General features: G+C 62.5%; 17 protein-coding genes and 2 pseudogenes. 9 read left to right on the top strand and 10 right to left on the bottom strand.

All coding sequences use genetic code 11. The annotated features are described in order from the left end of the window. The first annotated feature begins 5 nt into the window (after positions 1-5). The 3 genes from HOP59_RS18215 to HOP59_RS18225 all read left to right on the top strand — a co-directional run bounded on the left by HOP59_RS18215 (position 6) and on the right by HOP59_RS18225 (position 2,327). Complete coding sequence (locus HOP59_RS18215; RefSeq protein WP_010625779.1) at positions 6-449, top strand: universal stress protein; 444 nt, start codon at positions 6-8, stop codon at positions 447-449. Between the two features lie 153 nt (positions 450-602). Further along, entirely contained in the window at positions 603-1,286 is a 684-nt protein-coding gene (locus tag HOP59_RS18220) for a BamJ family beta-barrel-assembly machinery protein (protein ID WP_010625780.1), read from the top strand. Between the two features lie 9 nt (positions 1,287-1,295). Continuing rightward, positions 1,296-2,327, top strand: coding sequence for a PHB depolymerase family esterase (locus HOP59_RS18225; RefSeq protein WP_234254854.1), 1,032 nt, complete (start codon positions 1,296-1,298; stop codon positions 2,325-2,327). A gap of 41 nt (positions 2,328-2,368) precedes the next feature. On the opposite strand, the gene HOP59_RS18230 is transcribed toward HOP59_RS18225, so the two are convergent. Further along, positions 2,369-2,962: an SCO family protein gene (locus HOP59_RS18230; protein ID WP_026037785.1), complete on the bottom strand. Its 594-nt coding sequence runs from the start codon at positions 2,960-2,962 to the stop codon at positions 2,369-2,371. Then, positions 2,959-3,471 (bottom strand): hypothetical protein, encoded by a 513-nt coding sequence (locus tag HOP59_RS18235; protein ID WP_234254855.1) that lies wholly within the window; start codon positions 3,469-3,471, stop codon positions 2,959-2,961. Before HOP59_RS18235 ends, HOP59_RS18230 begins: the two co-directional genes overlap by 4 nt. Positions 3,472-3,609: 138 nt before the next feature. Between HOP59_RS18235 and HOP59_RS18240 the strand changes: the two genes are divergently transcribed. After that, positions 3,610-4,527, top strand: a complete 918-nt coding sequence (locus tag HOP59_RS18240) for an AEC family transporter (RefSeq protein WP_234254856.1) — start codon at positions 3,610-3,612, stop codon at positions 4,525-4,527. Between the two features lie 321 nt (positions 4,528-4,848). Here the strand turns inward: HOP59_RS18240 and HOP59_RS18245 are convergent, their stop codons facing one another. After that, positions 4,849-5,757, bottom strand: coding sequence for a LysR substrate-binding domain-containing protein (locus tag HOP59_RS18245; RefSeq protein ID WP_234254857.1), 909 nt, complete (start codon positions 5,755-5,757; stop codon positions 4,849-4,851). Positions 5,758-5,844: 87 nt separating this feature from the next. Here HOP59_RS18245 and HOP59_RS18250 point away from each other — a divergent pair. Continuing rightward, positions 5,845-6,699 (top strand): annotated as a pseudogene (locus tag HOP59_RS18250) (DMT family transporter); the annotation flags it as partial. 10 nt (positions 6,700-6,709) lie between these two features. Here the strand turns inward: HOP59_RS18250 and trmB are convergent. The 3 genes from trmB to thiS are packed head-to-tail and all read right to left on the bottom strand — an operon-like array spanning position 6,710 to position 8,526. Next, positions 6,710-7,450 carry a tRNA (guanosine(46)-N7)-methyltransferase TrmB gene (gene trmB / locus HOP59_RS18255; RefSeq protein WP_234254858.1) on the bottom strand — a complete coding sequence of 247 codons (741 nt, stop codon included), beginning with the start codon at positions 7,448-7,450 and terminating at the stop codon, positions 6,710-6,712. 24 nt (positions 7,451-7,474) lie between these two features. Further along, positions 7,475-8,269: a thiazole synthase gene (locus HOP59_RS18260; RefSeq protein ID WP_234254859.1), complete on the bottom strand. Its 795-nt coding sequence runs from the start codon at positions 8,267-8,269 to the stop codon at positions 7,475-7,477. Between the two features lie 56 nt (positions 8,270-8,325). Then, positions 8,326-8,526, bottom strand: a complete 201-nt coding sequence (gene thiS / locus HOP59_RS18265) for a sulfur carrier protein ThiS (protein ID WP_010625790.1) — start codon at positions 8,524-8,526, stop codon at positions 8,326-8,328. Between the two features lie 103 nt (positions 8,527-8,629). Here thiS and HOP59_RS18270 point away from each other — a divergent pair, with 103 nt between their 5' ends. Next, on the top strand, positions 8,630-9,034 hold the full coding sequence (locus tag HOP59_RS18270; protein WP_234254860.1) for a DUF423 domain-containing protein: 405 nt from the start codon (positions 8,630-8,632) through the stop codon (positions 9,032-9,034). On the opposite strand, the gene HOP59_RS18275 is transcribed toward HOP59_RS18270, so the two are convergent. Continuing rightward, positions 9,010-9,423, bottom strand: coding sequence for a PaaI family thioesterase (locus HOP59_RS18275; protein WP_010625792.1), 414 nt, complete (start codon positions 9,421-9,423; stop codon positions 9,010-9,012). The genes HOP59_RS18270 and HOP59_RS18275 overlap by 25 nt on opposite strands. A gap of 133 nt (positions 9,424-9,556) precedes the next feature. Beyond that, positions 9,557-11,743: a malate synthase G gene (locus HOP59_RS18280; protein WP_234254861.1), complete on the bottom strand. Its 2,187-nt coding sequence runs from the start codon at positions 11,741-11,743 to the stop codon at positions 9,557-9,559. 350 nt (positions 11,744-12,093) lie between these two features. Here HOP59_RS18280 and HOP59_RS18285 point away from each other — a divergent pair, with 350 nt between their 5' ends. Then, positions 12,094-13,077, top strand: coding sequence for an alpha/beta hydrolase (locus HOP59_RS18285; protein WP_234254862.1), 984 nt, complete (start codon positions 12,094-12,096; stop codon positions 13,075-13,077). After that, positions 13,071-13,550: a hypothetical protein gene (locus tag HOP59_RS18290; protein ID WP_234254863.1), complete on the top strand. Its 480-nt coding sequence runs from the start codon at positions 13,071-13,073 to the stop codon at positions 13,548-13,550. The genes HOP59_RS18285 and HOP59_RS18290 overlap by 7 nt, the downstream gene beginning before the upstream one ends. A gap of 4 nt (positions 13,551-13,554) precedes the next feature. Here HOP59_RS18290 and HOP59_RS18295 read toward each other — a convergent pair. After that, positions 13,555-14,115: pseudogene (locus HOP59_RS18295) on the bottom strand (ATP-binding protein); the annotation flags it as partial. A gap of 44 nt (positions 14,116-14,159) precedes the next feature. Between HOP59_RS18295 and HOP59_RS18300 the strand changes: the two are divergent. Continuing rightward, positions 14,160-15,863: a recombinase family protein gene (locus tag HOP59_RS18300; protein WP_234254864.1), complete on the top strand. Its 1,704-nt coding sequence runs from the start codon at positions 14,160-14,162 to the stop codon at positions 15,861-15,863. Between the two features lie 33 nt (positions 15,864-15,896). On the opposite strand, the gene HOP59_RS18305 is transcribed toward HOP59_RS18300, so the two are convergent. After that, positions 15,897-16,922 carry a BspA family leucine-rich repeat surface protein gene (locus HOP59_RS18305; protein ID WP_234254865.1) on the bottom strand — a complete coding sequence of 342 codons (1,026 nt, stop codon included), beginning with the start codon at positions 16,920-16,922 and terminating at the stop codon, positions 15,897-15,899. Between the last annotated feature and the right edge of the window lie 340 nt (positions 16,923-17,262).

The following is a 17,262-nucleotide window of genomic DNA, read 5'->3' on the forward strand; positions in this document are numbered from 1 at the left end:
CTGAGATGTTCAATCGCATACTGATACCGGTGGACGGTTCGAAGGGCGCCCTGAAGGCGCTGAAGAAGGCAGTGGGCCTGCACCTGCTGACCGGCGCCGAGCTCTACGTGCTGTGCGTGTTCAAGCACCACAGCCTGCTGGAGGCCTCGCTCTCCATGGTGCGTCCGGCGAAGCTCGACATCCCCGACGATGCGCTAAAGGCGTACGCCACCGAAATCGCCGTGCAGGCCAAGAGCGAGGCGGTGGGGCTGGGGGCCGACCCCGACAAGCTGCGCGCCTTCGTCAAGGGTGGCCAGCCTTCGCGCACCATCGTGCGCTTCGCGCGCAAGCGTGAGTGCGACCTGATCGTGGTCGGCGCCCAAGGCACCAACGGCGAGAAGAGCCTGCTGCTGGGCAGCGTGGCGCAACGGGTGGCGGGAGCCGCCCACTGCCCCACTCTGGTGGTGTGACCCGCAGGCCGGGTTCGTCATGCACCATGCATGTGCGGAACCGGCCCCGCCCTGATAGAGTCCGAGTACTGTTATCGAGCCGACCGCTCCCAAGGGAGCGCAGTACAAATCGCCCAACGATCAATCGCCCAAGACTATTCGATAGGACTCTGCATGAAGACACTGCTGACTTCCGCCTCCCTGGCTGCCCTGGTGGCCGCGGCGCCTTTCGCCCTGGCTGCGCCGGAGACAGAGGATGAGCGTCTCAGCTACAGCCTCGGCATCGCCTACGGCCAGAGCATCGCCCAGGAGTATCCCGAGCTCGATGTCGACGCCTTCAGCGCTGCCATTCGCGACATCATCGAGGGTAACGACACGGCCATGAGCGCCGATGAGATGGCCGAGACACTAAGCCAGTTCCAGCAGGACGCGCTGGCGGCCCGCCAGGCCGAAGCCGAGCAACTGGCCGAGCGCAACCTCGCCGAAGGTCAGGCCTTCCTGGCCGAGAACGCCGAGCGTGAGGAGGTCACCACCACCGACTCGGGCCTGCAGTACGAGGTACTGGAGAGCGGCGACGGCGAAAGCCCGGGGCCCAGCCACCATGTGGAAGTGCACTACGAAGGCACCCTGGTCGACGGCACGGTGTTCGACAGCTCCCTGGAGCGCGGCCAGCCGCTGAGCTTCCGCGTCGACCAGGTGATCGAGGGCTGGCAGGAGGCTCTGCAGCTGATGAGCGTGGGCGACACCTGGATGCTGTTCATTCCTCCGGAGCTGGGCTACGGCGCCCAGGGCCAGGGCCCCATCGGCCCCAACGAGACGCTGATCTTCCGCGTCGAGCTGCTCGACGTCATGGAGTGACGCGACGCCATGAGAGCCTCGTCACTACTGGTCGCCGGCCTGCTGCTGGCGACCGGTGCGCAGGCCGCCGAGCGCCTGCCGGAACTGCCCCGGCTCGGCATCGAGCCTGAGGGAGTCAGCGTGATCGGTGTCTCCTCGGGTGGCTACATGGCCACCCAGTTGGCCGTTGCCTGGCCGGAGCGCTTCACCGGCGTGGCCGTACTGGCGGCCGGCCCCTGGAGCTGCGCGCAGGGCGGCCTCGGCCAGGCGCTGGGCCAGTGCATGGCCACGCGTCGTGGACCACCCGGCCTCACCGCACTGGACGTGCGCCTGCGGGACTATCAGGCCCGCGGCCTGGTGGGGGAGGCGGAAGCGCTGGCCGAACTGCGGGCCTTCGTCTGGCATGGTGACGAGGACGGCGTGGTGGATCCCACCCTGGGCGCGGCACTGGCGGAGCAGCTCTCCGGCTGGCTGGCCAGCCCCAACGAGCAACTCAGGGTCGTGCGCTCACCCGGTGTCGGCCACGGTTGGCCCGTGCAGGCCGACGAGCAGGTCCCACCGAGCCAGCTGGCGCAGTGTCGTCTCGGCGGGGGAACCCATATGCTGGCCTGCGATCTAGACATCGCCGGCGAAGCACTGAGCTGGCTACACGGCACGCTGACGCCACCCCAGCAGGGCACCGATAGTGAGCTACTGCGCTTCGATCAGGCCCCGTTCGCTGCTCGCGGCCTGGGCAAGGCCGGCTATGTGCTGATTCCTGAAGGCTGCGAGGCGGGCGGCTGCGAGTTGACGATTGCCCTGCATGGCTGCGGCATGACCGAGGAGCAGATCGACCGCGCCTTCGTGGAGCACAGTGGTCTCAACGAGTGGGCCGAGGCCAACCAGCGCGTGGTGCTCTATCCCCAGGCCACCACCAGCCTGGCCAACCCCCAGGGCTGCTGGGACTGGTGGGGCTTCACCGAGAGCACCTGGCAGCTCGACCCGCTGCACGACACCCGGGAAGGCGTACAGGTCAAGGCACTGATGAGCATGCTCGAACGGCTCGGACAGAGCCCCGAGTGACCAAGTCCTGAAGGAGAGTGAGAGGTAAGAGCTCGGCGGCCTCAGCCGCCGAGCTCTTGCTCCAGCGCCGAGCGCAGGGCATGCGGCGCCGGCGAGTAGAGGACGCGCTGACGGATCGTGCCCTCGCGATCGACCAGATAGAGCGAGGAGCTGTGATCGACGGTGTACTCCATCGCCGACTCGGGCGTTTCCACCCGGCGCCAGACCACACCATAGCGCGCGGCCAGCTCTTCGAGCTGCTCCTGGCTGCCGGTGGCGCCGATGAAGTCGTCGCCGAAGTAACCGACGTATTCGGTGAGCCGCTCGATGGTGTCGCGCTCGGGGTCCACCGAGATCAGCACCGGCACCACACGGCGGCGCTGCTCGTCGTCCAGCCCCTGCATCACTTGGCGCATCACCGCCATGCTCATCGGGCACACGTCGGGACAGTAGGTGTAACCGAAGAACAGCACGGCCAGCTGGTCGTCCTCGAGCTGGGTCAGCGAGAAGTCGCCCTGGGTCGAGGCCAGCTCCACCGGGCCGCCCCGCGGGCTGCCGTCGTCGTCATCCTGGAACTGCTGGTAACCGAACAGCCCCCCCAGGCCCACCACGACGATCAGCACCCCCAGCGCCATCCACATACGTTGCCGTTTCATGGCAAACTCCGCTCCACCGTGAAATCGAATCGGCTCCCCAGCCGGCCTTCAGGTGTCTCCACCACCACCTGGGCCTGCCAGCGCATGACCGATTCGGTACAGATCGGCACCTGGCCGACACCTTCGAAATGCCCTCTATCCTGCTTGCTCAAGGGGAAACGATGCAAGCCCATATCCATGTCGCTGCCAACGAAGTCGACCCTGACCGACTGCGCCTCGACGCCATCAACATGGACCTTCAGCGGCAGGAGCTCCAGCGCCCGAATGCTCCCGGGCGCATCGACATCGAGGGTCAGCCTGCGCCCTTCGCCCAGGGTGGCACTGCACTCGCCGCGCTGAAGCTCGCAGGGAAAGGTGGCGAGATGCCAGTCGACATCGGCGTCGCCACGCAGCAGATGCGAAGCCAAATACCACAGCGCCACGCAAAGCGTCAGCAGCGTGGCCAGGATCAGCAGACGAAGCCCCGGAAAGCGGGACTTGCCGACGTTAGGCAGGGTGGGCGAAGACATGGCAGCGAAAGCAGCACTTCACGAAACGGCGGTAGAGGGTAAGCTTAACAGCATTTGCCGGTCGCCCTGGCGTGTACCGTTGTCGCAGGGTTTAACGGTTCCGGCAGCTCAAACCCCGAGAACGACAAGGACATCGAGATGGATGGCGTTACCAATGCGCTGGGCCCTCTGTTCCTGCTGATACTGCTCGGCGCCGCGCTGGGACGATTGCGTCAGCCGAGCGACGACTTCTGGGTACAGCTCGAGAAGGTCATCTATTTCCTGCTCTTTCCCGCCATGCTGGTCGCCACGCTGGCTACCGCCAACGTGGGTGAGGTGCCGGTGGTGCGCCTGGCCATCGCCCTGCTCGGCGGCATGCTGGTCTTCGCCGGGCTGCTGTGGGCAACACAGCGGCGGCTGGGCCTGGAGCCGGCGGCCTTCACATCGGTGTTCCAGGGTGCGCTGCGCTTCAATACCTACGTGGGGGTCGCCGGGGCCGCCGCCCTGCATGGCTCGGCCGGCGCCACGGTGGCGGCGGTCGCCGTGGCGCTGATGGTGCCGGTGGTCAACGTGCTATGCGTGGCCAGCTTCATCGCCGCCGGCACCCTGGGCCCCTCGAGCCTGGGCAAGAGCCTGGCGGCCCTGGTGCGCAACCCCTTGATTCTCGCCTGCCTGGCCGGTATCGCGCTCAATCTCTCCGGTATCGGCCTGCCCGGTTGGAGCGGTTCGGCGGTGGAGCTGCTAGGCCGTGCCGCCTTGCCACTGGGGCTGGTGGCGGTTGGTGTCGCCCTGCGTCCTCAGGCGCTGCTGCGCCTGGATCGCGGGGTGTGGACATCCAATCTGGTCAAGCTGATGCTGATGCCAGCGCTGGTGTTCGGTCTGGCGCTACTGCTGGGGCTGGACGCAGTGAGCCGCGACGTGGCGCTGCTCTTCGCCGCCCTGCCCACCGCCACCTCGGCCTACATCCTGGCCCGTCAGTTGGGCGGCGACGCCGAGCTGATGGCAGCCCTGATCACCGGCCAGACGCTGCTCGCCATGGCGACACTACCCTTGTGGCTGCATCTCGCCGGGAGCTGAAATAAAAAACATTCGCATTCGTGTTGACATCGATAATGAGAATGGATTACATTGAATGCGTGGTGTTGATGAGGCACCACGGCCATTAGGGGAACCGCCAGTTTCCCGCTATGGTTTCTCCCCCTCATTGCTAGTCACGGTCTTGCCTGCGCCCTCTACGAGGGCGCTTTTTTTGTGCAAAAAACAAATCCCCCTCATTGCTGCTCTTTACCAGGTCAGGGTCTTGCCTGCGCTTCCCCTGGCGGCGCCTTTTTTTGTTCAGAAAACACATCCCCTCATTGCTGCTCTTTACCAGGTCAGGGTCTTGCCCGCGCCTCCCAATCATCCCGCCGCTGCGCTGCGCCAGGGGCCGCGTCCGCGCAGGCGCTCACGCAGCAGGTCGGCCAGGGCCTGGGCGGCGGGCTGCGACGCAGGTTCGATGGCGCGGGCGAAATGCAGCCGCGCCTCGCAGCGGCCGAGCGCGGGCAAGCCTTCGGCCTCGCCTAGCTCGCGCATGGCGGGAGTCAGGCGTTCGCGGTCGAGCACGCTGATCGCCAGGCCCGTCTCTACTGCGCGCTCGATGGCGTGGATGCTGGTACTGGTGAACAGCGCATGCCAGGGCCTGCCGAGCCGCTCCAGGGCTTCGGTGGCCAGCGCCCGGTAGGGGCAGTCGACCTCGTGCAGGGCCAGCGGCAAGCTCTCCCGCTCGATCAGGTTAGCGTGGCGCGGTGCGGCCCATACCGGCGTGGTACGCCATAGCGGCTCGCCACCGGGCAGTGCGATGGGCCGGTCCAGCACCACTGCCAGGTCCAGCCGCGAGCGCTCCAACTGCCGCACCAGCTCGCCGCTGGTGGCCGTCACCGCTTGCAGCAGCACCTCCGGGTGGTGGGCGGTGAACTCGGGCAGCACGTCGCCGAGCAACTCGCGGGCGTAATCCTCGGGCAGCCCGAAGCGCACCTTGCCCCGTAGCCCGCGCCCGGCATAGCGAGCAAGCATCCCATCGTGCATGCGCAGCAGCTCCCGCGCCTCCTGCAACAGCGCCTCACCGGCGGTAGTGGGCACCACGCCGCGAGGGCCCCGCTCCAGCAGGCGGACGTCGAGCAACGCCTCCAGGCGCTTGATCTGCATGCTGATGGCGCTGACGGTACGGTGCCTCTGCTCGGCCGCCGCCGCCAGCGAACCAAGCTGGGCCGCAGCCTGGAAACTGCGCAGCAGTTCGAGATCCAGCGTTGCCGATGAGACTTCAGCCATATTGAACTCTACCTACAAAAGATATCGCTTCATTGAAACCGGGATGACCTTCAAGCTCAAGCACCGTCATCGAGAAGGAGTACGACGATGCCAGCACAGGTCCCCGCGCTACTGATCGCCGCCGGCTTCGTGGTGTGCTGGAGTTCGGGTTTCGTCGGTGGGCGGCTGGCCAGCGAGCTCGACACGCCGGTGCTCGACCTGTTCGCCTGGCGCTTTCTGCTCGCCGCGCTGCTGGTGGCGCTGTGGTGTCGCCTGACGCTTGGCGCGCTTCCGGCAATGCGCGACATGGGACGGGAGATGCTCGTGGGCAGCCTGACCATGGGCGGCTACCTGCTAGGAGTGATCGTGGCCATCGATCTCGGTGTCAGCGTCGGCATCACGGCGCTGATCGCGGCTCTGCAGCCGCTGCTGGCGGCAGCACTGGCCGGACGCTGGCTGGGCGAGCGCCTGGGCGCCTTCGGCTGGTTGGGGATGGTGCTGGCCACCCTGGGCGTGGCGCTGTGCGTGGGTGACGACATGCAGCGCTCGCTGGATGCGCCGGGCTGGGCCTATCTGCTGCCACTGTTGTCGGTCGCGGCAGTGACGCTCGGCAGCCTGCTGGCGGTGCGCCAGTCCTCGGTACTGCCGCTGCCGGCGGCGCTGCTGGCGCAGCTGCTCGCGGCCGGCGGTATCTTCCTGGTGGCCGCCTGGGCGATGGGGGGCGGCAAGCTGACCGCCCCTGGCTTTGAACCTGCCGTGCTGGTGAGCATGAGCTGGCTGGTGGTGCTGTCGAGCCTCGGGGGCTACGGCTTCTTCGTCGTCAGCCTGCGTCGGCTCGGGGTCACCCTGACCTCGGCACTGGTGCATCTCACGCCGGGAGTGACGCTGCTGTGGGCCGCGGCGATGTTCGGCGAACGCCTCGGCCCCACCGGCCTTGCGGGAATGGCGCTCGCCGGGGCGGGCGCCGGTCTGGCTATTCGCAGCGCTCGAAGATCAGATCCCACACGCCGTGCCCCAGGCGCTCGCCACGGGCCTCGAACTTGGTCAGCGGACGAAACTCAGGACGCGGCACATAGGGCGCCGTCGCGGGCGTCGCCGTATTGACGTAGCCCGGCGCGACTTCCATCACCTCGGCCATCCATTCGGCATAGGCCTGCCAGTCGGTGGCCATGTGCAGCTTGCCGCCCAGCTCGAGACGGCTACGAATCAGCTCGACGAAGGCGGGCTGAACGATACGCCGCTTGTGGTGCTTCTTCTTCGGCCAGGGGTCGGGGAAGAACAGCTGCAGGGTGGCGAGGCTGGCCTCCGGCAGGCACTGTTCGAGCACTGCCAGGGCGTCCTCACGGTAGACGCGGATATTGGTCAGGCCGCGCTTGTCGGCCTCGTCGAGCAGCTTGCCCACGCCCGGAGCATGCACCTCGATGCCGATGAAGTCGGTATCGGGATGGGTCTCGGCTTGCTCGATCAGCGAGGCGCCCATGCCGAAGCCGATCTCCACCACCCGCGGCGCCCGGCGTCCGAACAGGGCGTCGAGATCCTGCCGCCCCTCGGCCAGGGTCAGGCCCAGCCGCGGCCAGACCTCTTCCAAGCCGCGGGTCTGGGCCTGGGTCATGCGGCCGGCGCGCAGCACGTAGCTCTTGATGCCGCGACGATGCAGCGGGGCGTCCGGCCCTTCCGGGCCGGTGGTCGAGGGGTCGCGTTGCGGGTCACTCATGGATTCGTTGCGGCTCCGGTGGATTCAGCCGTTGATGCGGCCGGCAAAGGGAGAGGAGGGGTCGGCGCTCTGGCGGCGCGGCATGCGCCCGGCGAGGAACGCCTCGCGCCCGGCCTCGACGGCCTTCTTCATGGCGCTGGCCATCAGCACTGGCTGACGGGCGTGGGCGATGGCGGAGTTCATCAGCACGCCGTCGCAGCCCAGCTCCATGGCCATGGCGGCGTCGGAGGCGGTGCCGATACCGGCATCCACCAGCACCGGCACGTTGGCGTGCTCGATGATCAAGCGGATGTTGTGCGGGTTCTGGATGCCATGACCGGAGCCGATCAGCGAGCCCAGCGGCATGATCGCGCAGCAGCCCAGGCGCTCGAGCTCCTGGGCCACGATGGGATCGTCGCTGGTGTAGACCATCACGTCGAAGCCGTCGCGGATCAGCTCTTCCGCCGCCTTGAGGGTTTCGACCACGTTGGGGTAGAGGGTGGAGTCGTCACCGAGCACCTCGAGCTTGACCAGCTTGTGGCCGTCGAGCAGCTCGCGGGCCAGCTTGCAGGTGCGCACGGCATCCTTGGCCGTGTAGCAGCCGGCGGTGTTGGGCAGCAGGGTGAAACGCTCCGGCGGCACCACGTCGAGCAGGTTGGGGCCGTCTTCCTGGCCGAGATTGGTGCGGCGCACGGCGAAGGTGACGACCTCGGCCCCCGAGGCGGCGATGGCCTCGGCGGTCTCGTCGAAGTCCTTGTACTTGCCGGTACCGACCAGCAGGCGTGAGGTGAAGGCGTGGCCGGCAATCCGCAGCGGCTGATCCTGAAAGAAGTCTGTCATCGCGTGGGCCTGTGTCTGTAGCGGGTCTTGAAGCGGTAACCGTCGGCAGGTGGCAATCAGCCGCCACCGATGGCGTGAACGATCTCGATGCGGTCGCCGTCGGCCAGGCGCGTGGCATCGTGCTCGCTCTTGGGCACGATCTCCTCATTGCGTTCGACGGCGATGCGCCGACCGCTCAGGCCAAGGTCGTCGACCAACTGCGCCACCGTGAGGTCGGGGGCAAGGTCGCGGGGCTCACCGTTGAGCTGGATCTGCATGGCGTCCCTCTTCAGTTGACGAGTGTCGCGGGCCCATATTGTAGCCCCTTAACGCCTCCCGGGGTACGGTAGGCGCCAATCCCAATCCCCGAAGGAGGACGAGATGCGCGATCGCGGATGGTGGTGCCTGGCGGCGCTGTCGGGCGGAGTGGCGGTCATGGCCGGCGCCTTCGCCGCTCATGCCCTGCAGGGTCAGCTGCCGGAGCGGCTGCTGGCCGCCTTCGAAACCGGCATGCGCTACCAGATGTGGCACACCCTGGCGATGCTCGGCGTGCTCGCCTGGCGCGCCACGCATCCGCGGCACGGGTTCGGCATCGTGCTGGGCCTGTGGGCCGTGGGGGTGCTGCTGTTCTCAGGTTCGCTGTATGCCATGGCGCTGACCGGCCTGCGCGGCCTGGGCATGATCACTCCGTTCGGCGGCGTGCTGATGATCGCCGGCTGGCTGACACTTGCCGTGGGAGCCTTGCGCGCCGGGCGCGACGCTCAGTCGGAGTCGGGAATGGCGTAGGTGGCGGTGACGTGGGCCACAGGACGCTCGTCGCCGGCGGAGAAGAGCTGTACCTCGCCCACCGCCAGGCGGCGGCCCAGCTTGATCACGCGGGCATTGGCGATGAGGTCGCGGTCGCCGCGGGCACGGCGCAGGAAATGGCAGTTGAGATCGGTGGTCACGGCCATCGGCTCGGGGCCGATCTGGGCCAGGATGGCCACGTAGAGACAGACATCGGCCAGCCCCATCATTGTCGGTCCGGAGACGCTGGAGCCGGGCCGCAGATGCTCGTCCTCGATAGCCAGACTCATGGTGGCGCGCATGTGATCGACCGCCTCGATGGTGCCGGCACGCTGGGGAAAGACCTCGTCGAGAAAATCTTCGATGGCGGCGGCGGTCATCACGGTCATCGTCGGGCTCCCTGCTGGTTGTGCTCGTGGCGAGCGGTTGTGATCGTGGAGCCCAACATAACCCAAAGCGCCCCGGGCGGGTACCCGGGGCGCAGTGGATCAGACGTCGGCCTGAGGAAGCAGCGTCAAGGCATCAACGCGCCTTGTGCACCGCCCGCCAGTGGTGCAGCAGCGGCTCGGTGTAGCCGGAGGGCTGCACGCGGCCCTTGAAGACCAGGTCACTGGCCGCCTTGAACGCGGTGGAGGCCGCGAAATCGGCGCTCATCGCGGTATAGGTCGGGTCGCCGGCGTTCTGCTCGTCGACCACCTTGGCCATGCGCTCCAGGGTCTTCTGCACGCGCTCGGCGTCGACCACGCCGTGGTGCAGCCAGTTGGCGATATGCTGGCTGGAGATACGCAGCGTGGCACGGTCCTCCATCAGGCCCACGTCGTGGATGTCCGGCACCTTGGAGCAGCCCACGCCGTGCTCGACCCAGCGCACCACGTAACCGAGAATGCCCTGGCAGTTATTGTCGAGCTCCTGCTGCAGCTCAGCGTCGGACCACTCGGCCTTCTCGGCCACCGGCACGGTGAGCAGCTTGTCGAGCAGCTCCTCCAGCAGGGCAGGCTCGCCCTGGGCCTCCAGCTCGCGCTGGATCTCGCTGACGTCGATCTGATGATAGTGCAGCGCATGCAGGGCGGCGGCGGTGGGCGACGGCACCCAGGCGGTGTTGGCACCGGCCTTGGGGTGGCCGATCTTCTGCTCCAGCATGGCCGCCATCAGGTCCGGCATGGCCCACATGCCCTTGCCGATCTGGGCCCGTCCGCGCAGGCCGCAGGCCAGACCGACCAGCACGTTGTTGCGCTCGTAGGCGCCAATCCAGGCGGCATTCTTCATGTCGCCCTTGCGGATCATGGGGCCTGCTTCCATGGCGGTGTGCATTTCGTCGCCGGTACGGTCGAGGAAGCCGGTGTTGATGAACACCACGCGCGAGGCGGCCTCGGCAATACACGCCTTGAGGTTGACCGAGGTGCGACGCTCCTCGTCCATGATACCCATCTTGAGCGTGTCACGGGCCAGGCCCAGCAGGTCCTCGACGCGGCCGAACAGCTCATTGGAGAAGGCGACTTCCTTCGGTCCGTGCATCTTCGGCTTGACGATGTAGACCGAGCCGCTGCGGGAGTTGCGCGGATCGTTCGCGCCCTTCTTGAGATCATGAATGGCCAGCAGGCTGGTCACGATGCCGTCGAGAATGCCCTCGGGCAGTTCGTTGCCGTCGGCGTCGAGCACCGCCGGGGTGGTCATCAGGTGGCCGACGTTGCGCACGAACATCAGCGAACGGCCGGGCAGGGTCAGGTTGCCGCCGTCCGGGGTAGTGTAGCTACGATCGGCGTGCAGACGACGGGTGAAGGTCTTGCCGCCCTTCTCGATGGCCTCTTCGAGATCGCCCTTCATCAGGCCCAGCCAGTTGGCGTAGACGCCGACCTTGTCCTCGGCGTCGACCGCGGCCACGGAGTCTTCGCAGTCCATGATGGCGGTCAGCGCGGCCTCGACCAGCAGATCCTTTACGCCGGCCGGGTCGGTCTTGCCGATGGGGTGGCTGGGATCGAACTGGATTTCCAGGTGCAGGCCATGGTTGGAAAGCAGAATCGACTCCGGGCTTGCCGCCTCGCCGCTGTAGCCGACCAGCTTGCCCGGCTCCTTGAGACCGGTCTCACGGCCGCCTTCGAGACTCACGACCAGGTGGCCGTCGCGCAGCACGTACTTGACGGCATCGCGGTGGGAACCGGTGGCCAGCGGTGCGGCCAGGTCGAGCACGCCGCGGGCGTAGGCAATGACCTTCTCGCCGCGCTTGGGGTTGTAGCCCGAGCCCTTCTCGGCGCCGCCCTCTTCGGAGATGGCGTCGGTGCCGTAGAGCGCATCGTAGAGGCTGCCCCAACGCGCATTGGCGGCGTTGAGCGCATAGCGCGCATTGCTCACCGGCACCACCAGCTGCGGGCCGGCCTGAATGGCCACTTCACGGTCGACGTTGGCCGTGGACACCGTAACCTGTGCCGGGGCGTCCACCAGGTAGCCGATCTCCTCGAGAAAGGCGCGATAGACGCTCATGTCGCGTACCGGACCGGGATTCTCACGATGCCAGGTATCCAGCTGCGCCTGCAGCCGCTCGCGCTCGGCGAGCAATTCACGATTTTTCGGTGTCAGATCATGAAAGATGGCGTCGACCCCGGCCCAGAAGCTCTCGGCATCGATGCCGGTGCCCGGCAGGGCCTGGTCGTTGATGAAACGGTCCAGCTCAGCGGCCACCTGGAGACGATGGCGAGTAACGCGTTCGGACATGGAAGAGTCTCCTCCTGCGTGGCGGCCGAATATCCTGCTCTCGGCTCGCCGCAATTCGTGGGGGTGATACCACTGCGAGGCGCCAATTTTGTGGAAAACTGTTCCATATGTAAACCCGAAGGAAGGGCTACCCTACTAGACATAGGGTTAAGAGTCGTTTTTCTGACCAAATGGTCAACAAATATCGGCTACCGCAGCGATCTTTCGGGAAGCGCTGCACAAGTCGATGAGCGAGTGCAGTGGTTTCCCTCACTCGACAGCATGGCCGGAAGTTATACTCACTGCACGCTCGGTGTCGCGACAGATGAAAGGAATCGAAGGGAAAGTGTCTTGATCCGCTGGAGCACGTCATGACCGACTTTACGCCCCTGCAGGCGCTGGGACCGGTGGCGCCCTTTCGTGCCGAAGGCGAGCCTTCGCTGGCGAGCTATCTGGCGCATTACGGCCTGGCGCCGCTGCTCACCGAACATGTCGGACTCTACGTTGGCTATACCGGCACTCAGCGCTATCAGCTGTGGACTCAGGTATGGAACCCCGCGGAGCCCATCGGCACGGCCTTCGTGGTGCACGGCTACTACGATCATCTCGGTCTCTACCGCCACCTGCTGCAGCGGCTGCTGGAGCGTCGCTGGCGGGTGGTGATGTGGGACCTGCCAGGCCACGGCCTGTCCAGCGGCAAGCGCGCCTGCATCGACGACTTCGCGCATTACGGAGAGTGCCTGAACGCGTTGCAGGAGCAGCTGGAAGGTAGCGGGTTGGCCCCCCGGCCCTGGCTGGGAGTCGGCCAGAGTACCGGCGCCGCCATTCTCGCCACCGACGCCCTGAGTCACCCCGACGAGGATCGCTGGGCTGGCCTTGCACTGCTCGCGCCCCTGGTGCGCCCTTTCGGCTGGCCCCAGGCGGGGTGGCTGCACAGCCTGGTGGGCCCCTTCGTCGAGACCCTGCCGCGTCGCTTCGGCGCCAACTCCACCGACGCCGAGTTTGCCGCCTTCCTGCGCGAACACGATCCCCTGCAGCCGGAGCACCTGTCGCTCAATTGGGTCAGCGCCATGCGCCGCTGGATGCCTCAGCTGCTTGCCCTGCCCCCGCGTGACCTTCCCACCCTGATCCTTCAAGGGGAGCAGGACGTCACCGTCGATTGGGAGTGGAATCTGGCGGTATTGGAGCGAAAATTTCCCAAGGCCCGCATCGAGCGTCATCCTGAAGCGCGCCATCATCTGGTCAACGAAGCCGAACCCATCCGCGACGCTCTGTTCAGATCACTCGACGGCTTCGTCGAAGAGCTGGAGCAGCGCCTGGCACCGGCCGCTCAGGAGCCTAACATTCGATGCTGAGACACATCGCGCCGCTCGCTCTTCTCATCCTGCTGGCGGGCTGTGCCGCCCAGCCTCCCGAGCCCGATCCCATTCGCCGCGCCCTGCAGAACCTGAGCGACCGTGCCGTCGACCGGGTGATCCAGGTGGATGCCTTGCAGCCCCCCGCCGAGCAGGTGCTGCTGCTGGTCTCGCCCCAGGTGGACGATAGCCTCGAGATCGACAGCGACCGCTTCCTCGAAAGCCTCACCCGCGCCCTGTTGGGCGTGAGCGACGGCCCCCAGGTGATCGACTGGCGACCGGCGATGGCCGGAGAAGGCGGCGCTCACCAGTGGCGCATGGAGAGCCGGCTGGAAGCCACCGCGCCGCGCCTGCGCCTGACCGACCGCGACCTGCTGCCCTACCGCCTCACACTGTCGCTGCATCGCCCCGACAACGACGGCGCCCTGTGGCAGACCGAGGTCGAAGGCGCCTTCGACGCCACGGCTCTGTGATCCCCTATCCCTGTCGTAATTGGCGATCCAACTGCCGATACCCGATCGCCTCCATCAGCTCGCCGCGCTCCGGGTGCGGCTTTTCGGCCAGATCGGCCAGGGTCAGCGCCACCCGCAGCACCCGGTGGTAGGCCCGCGCCGAGAGCCGCAGGCGTTCGAGCACCCCAGCCAGCCAGGCACGGTCGGCCGTGGAGAGCGCGCAGGCCGCCTCCAGCTCGCGCCCGCCCAGGTGGGCATTGAGGGCGCCGCGGGCGTACTGGCGCTGGCGAGCGGCCATGACCCGGGCACGCACCACGGCAGAGCTTTCGCCCACCTCACGTGACGTCAGCTGCTCCGGCGGCAGCGCCGGCACCTCGATCTGCAGGTCGATGCGGTCGAGCAGCGGCCCGGAGAGGCGCGACTGATAGCGCTGGATCTGCGCCGCAGTGCATTGGCAGGCCTGGCGCGGGTCGCCCAAATGGCCGCAGGGACACGGATTCATCGCTGCAACCAGTTGAAATCTAGCGGGAAACTTACGTTCGTGGTTGGCCCGGGCGATATGAATGCGCCCTGACTCGAAGGGCTGGTATGATTACCAAACTTCTTGCTTTTTGGCTCAGGAACTCCCCCATGCCTACAGCCTATGCCTATGTCCGCTATTCATCCGCCATTCAGGCCGATGGAGACAGCATCGAGCGACAGACCACCCCGCTAGCCCTATTCTCAGAGCGTTTCGGCGTAGAGATTGCCCAAACCTTCATTGACGAAGGGGTTTCCAGCTTCAAAGGCGACAACATCAAGCGTGGTCGATTCCGCGACATACTCGAAATGATCGAGAGCGGAGCCATCAAGCGTGGTGATTACCTAGTTATCGAGAGCATAGACCGCATTTCTCGCCAGCAGATGGACGAGACGGCGACACAACTTTACGACATTCTCAAAAAAGGGGTCAATATATACACTACCGCAGATGAGCGGTTATATTCGATTGAGGACAGGAATAAAGACCTAGAAAACTACATGATGATCGGCTTGATTGCGAAGCGAGCCAACGAAGAAAGCGAGATGAAAAGCCGTCGTCGCAAATCGGCTTGGCGTCGGGCAAAGCGTGAAATCAAGGAAGAAAACAAGATTTTCAACACACCGAACAATACCCCGTATGGGTTACGGGTTGTGGATGGAAAATTTGAAATTGTGGAGGAAGAAGCCAAGGAGATCCGCGAGGTATTCGACCGCTTGAAGTATCAAGGAGTCCTAAGCACAGTCCGCGAAGTTAATAAGCACTCCAAGCGAAAATGGGCTAACAGGCATGTCCATTTAATGATAGAAAGCAAGTATGTCATCGGAGTTTATCGATCCCAGCGACGAGAAAACGGCAAGAAAGTTTTCGAGGAGAATATCGAAGGCTACTACCCCGAGATCGTCAGTGCCAAGGACTTCTATGAAGCAGTAGGGGCAATGAAGCGGAGAGCCAACAAAACCCACTACGGCAACGAAAGCACTGGAAGCCTGAACATATTTAAACACTGCATCAAGTGTGATAAATGCGGTGAATCCATGCGGTTTTATCGCGGTAAAAACTCAAAAGGTCAGCAATTCGCTTATGTTGCCTGCATAACCAAGCGTGAGCTTGGAAGCCAGAAATGCAAAGAACAGGTTTTTCGCTTTGATTATGCTGTTGGCAATTTGCTGAAATATCTTCGCGGACTCTATTACCAGCATCTTGAAGGTTTGGAATATCCGGCATCCTTGCCAGATACTGACCATTTGCCCGGCGATGAAAACACAAGCATACTAGAAAAACATTTGCCCGCCCAGACGCCCCCAGAAAGCTTGCAGAAGGCCGATAGCCTTTTTCTTGATATGATGAGAAGGGTGGAGGCTGGAAACGCCTCAGAGGTGGAAAATAAACAGCGTGAGCTAGCACAGGCGAAATCCAAGCTAGCTAACCTTATCGAGTCGGTGGAAGCCTTCGAGGGCAAAATCCCTACTCATATTATGAAGTCGCTTGGCGAGACAGAGGAACAAGTTGAAACCCTAGAGGAAGAACTAAACACAATAGAGGCAAATAAGGCCGAAAGCCTTGATATTATCCATTTTGACGAGTTTCTAGAGCTTCTGCATAGTGAGCGTGGTAGACAGCGCATAAACCGCTTTTTTAAAGATGGCGAATACACCTTTCATTTCAGGTATGACAAAGGCTTCAGGGCGCTGTATATGGCAATAAAGCGGAATGGTGAGATTGTCGGCAGGCACGCGGAGAGCTTCGAGCTACATCACCCGCTTTTGAGAGATTTTGGGATCAAAAATTATAATGATTTAGGGGTTAAATAATGAAAACGCCAGCTATTAAGCTGGCGTCTTGTCTTATAGCTGATCTTCACCCCTTGGACAGGTTCCCCACACTGGCATTCGATCATTTTTTTCCCAACTTAAAGTAGTAGATGAAAATGAGTTTGGTTCCGATGAAATTAAGCTTACACACCAACCTGAAAGATATTGATTAAATGTTCTAGCATTACTAAACATACCAGTCATTGATCTAACATTAGATGTATCCCAACCACTAATATCTTGATTAAAAAAAATACTTCCATTAAACATCAGCTCCATATTTTCTACATTTGAGACATCCCAGCCACTGATATCTTGATTAAAAGTACCACTGAACATATCTCTCATATTAGTAACATTTGAAGTATCCCAGTAGCCAATGTCTGGCCCACCGTTTTCAAATATTCTTCCTCTAAATAGTTCTGACATATCTGTTACTTGACCTGTGAAAACATTATGCTCACTATAGCCAAGGGTATAGTTTATATCATTATGATTTATCGTATAATTATTATTTCTTATTGCAACGTTTAGCATTGTCCTGTCTACAATTAACATACCGTCACAAGCAGATTCTGTACCTATTTGACCTACACTTGAAGGATCGTAACAAGCCACAACTGGCTCAGGTAATTCAGGAACAGTTATGCTGGAAGCAAGTGTTTCGATTTCATCGGTCACTTCTACATATAAAACATCACCACCCACAGGGACAGGGCTAAGCAGTGAGGAAAAATCACCATTTTCAAGAGAAACAGTCTGACCTAATATTGAATTACCAAGCTCGTTATAAATAGTCACTGTGCCAACATCACCTACGTTACCGCTTAATTCGTCATTATTTTCACTAAATAAAAATGAACTTGGCGTGGTTATATTGCTTATAACAGGTGGAGCTTCGGGTTCGCTTTCATTTTCATTAGCAATGTCGTTAATAACACCAGATGCTTTAACCCCATGTGCATGACTTCTATACACGTAGCTTTGCGCCATCGCATAACTTGAAGCCCCGACAAAACCAACTAACCCAATCATTACTAACATTCTCTTTATTTTCATTAACGTTCTCCCTTGTTATTTTAAACACTCACTATAATACAACATTTTAATTATAAAGCTTAGCTTTTATTAAATTAAACATTAAAACCACCACACCAAGGTAATCAATTAACTCGCTTACTCAATAACTAAAACAACCAAAACCGGCCTAAACATATAAGTATGTTATAATGTTTAAAGGTTGGTTTTAACTACTAAGCGAGCATACACAGGGGGCACTCGCTTCGCTCCCTTCCCTGTGATACTCGCAAAGGGGCTACGCCCCCTTGACCCCCAAAAACCAGACCCCAAAACCAACCCCAAACCAACGACCGATGGAGGGTAAAATTTTATTTTAGGA

The sequence above is a fragment of the Billgrantia aerodenitrificans genome, from assembly GCF_021404405.1.
GTDB classification, from domain to species: Bacteria; Pseudomonadota; Gammaproteobacteria; order Pseudomonadales; family Halomonadaceae; genus Halomonas; species Halomonas aerodenitrificans.

What these genes read in the sequence shown, in the direction of transcription:
- HOP59_RS18215 (WP_010625779.1), top strand. Translation starts at nt 6, where the DNA reads ATGTTCAATCGCATACTGATACCGGTGGACGGTTCGAAGGGCGCCCTG.
- HOP59_RS18220 (WP_010625780.1), top strand. Translation starts at nt 603, where the DNA reads ATGAAGACACTGCTGACTTCCGCCTCCCTGGCTGCCCTGGTGGCCGCG.
- HOP59_RS18225 (WP_234254854.1), top strand. Translation starts at nt 1,296, where the DNA reads ATGAGAGCCTCGTCACTACTGGTCGCCGGCCTGCTGCTGGCGACCGGT.
- HOP59_RS18230 (WP_026037785.1), bottom strand. Translation starts at nt 2,962, where the DNA reads ATGAAACGGCAACGTATGTGGATGGCGCTGGGGGTGCTGATCGTCGTG.
- HOP59_RS18235 (WP_234254855.1), bottom strand. Translation starts at nt 3,471, where the DNA reads ATGTCTTCGCCCACCCTGCCTAACGTCGGCAAGTCCCGCTTTCCGGGG.
- HOP59_RS18240 (WP_234254856.1), top strand. Translation starts at nt 3,610, where the DNA reads ATGGATGGCGTTACCAATGCGCTGGGCCCTCTGTTCCTGCTGATACTG.
- HOP59_RS18245 (WP_234254857.1), bottom strand. Translation starts at nt 5,757, where the DNA reads ATGGCTGAAGTCTCATCGGCAACGCTGGATCTCGAACTGCTGCGCAGT.
- trmB (WP_234254858.1), bottom strand. Translation starts at nt 7,450, where the DNA reads ATGAGTGACCCGCAACGCGACCCCTCGACCACCGGCCCGGAAGGGCCG.
- HOP59_RS18260 (WP_234254859.1), bottom strand. Translation starts at nt 8,269, where the DNA reads ATGACAGACTTCTTTCAGGATCAGCCGCTGCGGATTGCCGGCCACGCC.
- thiS (WP_010625790.1), bottom strand. Translation starts at nt 8,526, where the DNA reads ATGCAGATCCAGCTCAACGGTGAGCCCCGCGACCTTGCCCCCGACCTC.
- HOP59_RS18270 (WP_234254860.1), top strand. Translation starts at nt 8,630, where the DNA reads ATGCGCGATCGCGGATGGTGGTGCCTGGCGGCGCTGTCGGGCGGAGTG.
- HOP59_RS18275 (WP_010625792.1), bottom strand. Translation starts at nt 9,423, where the DNA reads ATGACCGTGATGACCGCCGCCGCCATCGAAGATTTTCTCGACGAGGTC.
- HOP59_RS18280 (WP_234254861.1), bottom strand. Translation starts at nt 11,743, where the DNA reads ATGTCCGAACGCGTTACTCGCCATCGTCTCCAGGTGGCCGCTGAGCTG.
- HOP59_RS18285 (WP_234254862.1), top strand. Translation starts at nt 12,094, where the DNA reads ATGACCGACTTTACGCCCCTGCAGGCGCTGGGACCGGTGGCGCCCTTT.
- HOP59_RS18290 (WP_234254863.1), top strand. Translation starts at nt 13,071, where the DNA reads ATGCTGAGACACATCGCGCCGCTCGCTCTTCTCATCCTGCTGGCGGGC.
- HOP59_RS18300 (WP_234254864.1), top strand. Translation starts at nt 14,160, where the DNA reads ATGCCTACAGCCTATGCCTATGTCCGCTATTCATCCGCCATTCAGGCC.
- HOP59_RS18305 (WP_234254865.1), bottom strand. Translation starts at nt 16,922, where the DNA reads ATGAAAATAAAGAGAATGTTAGTAATGATTGGGTTAGTTGGTTTTGTC.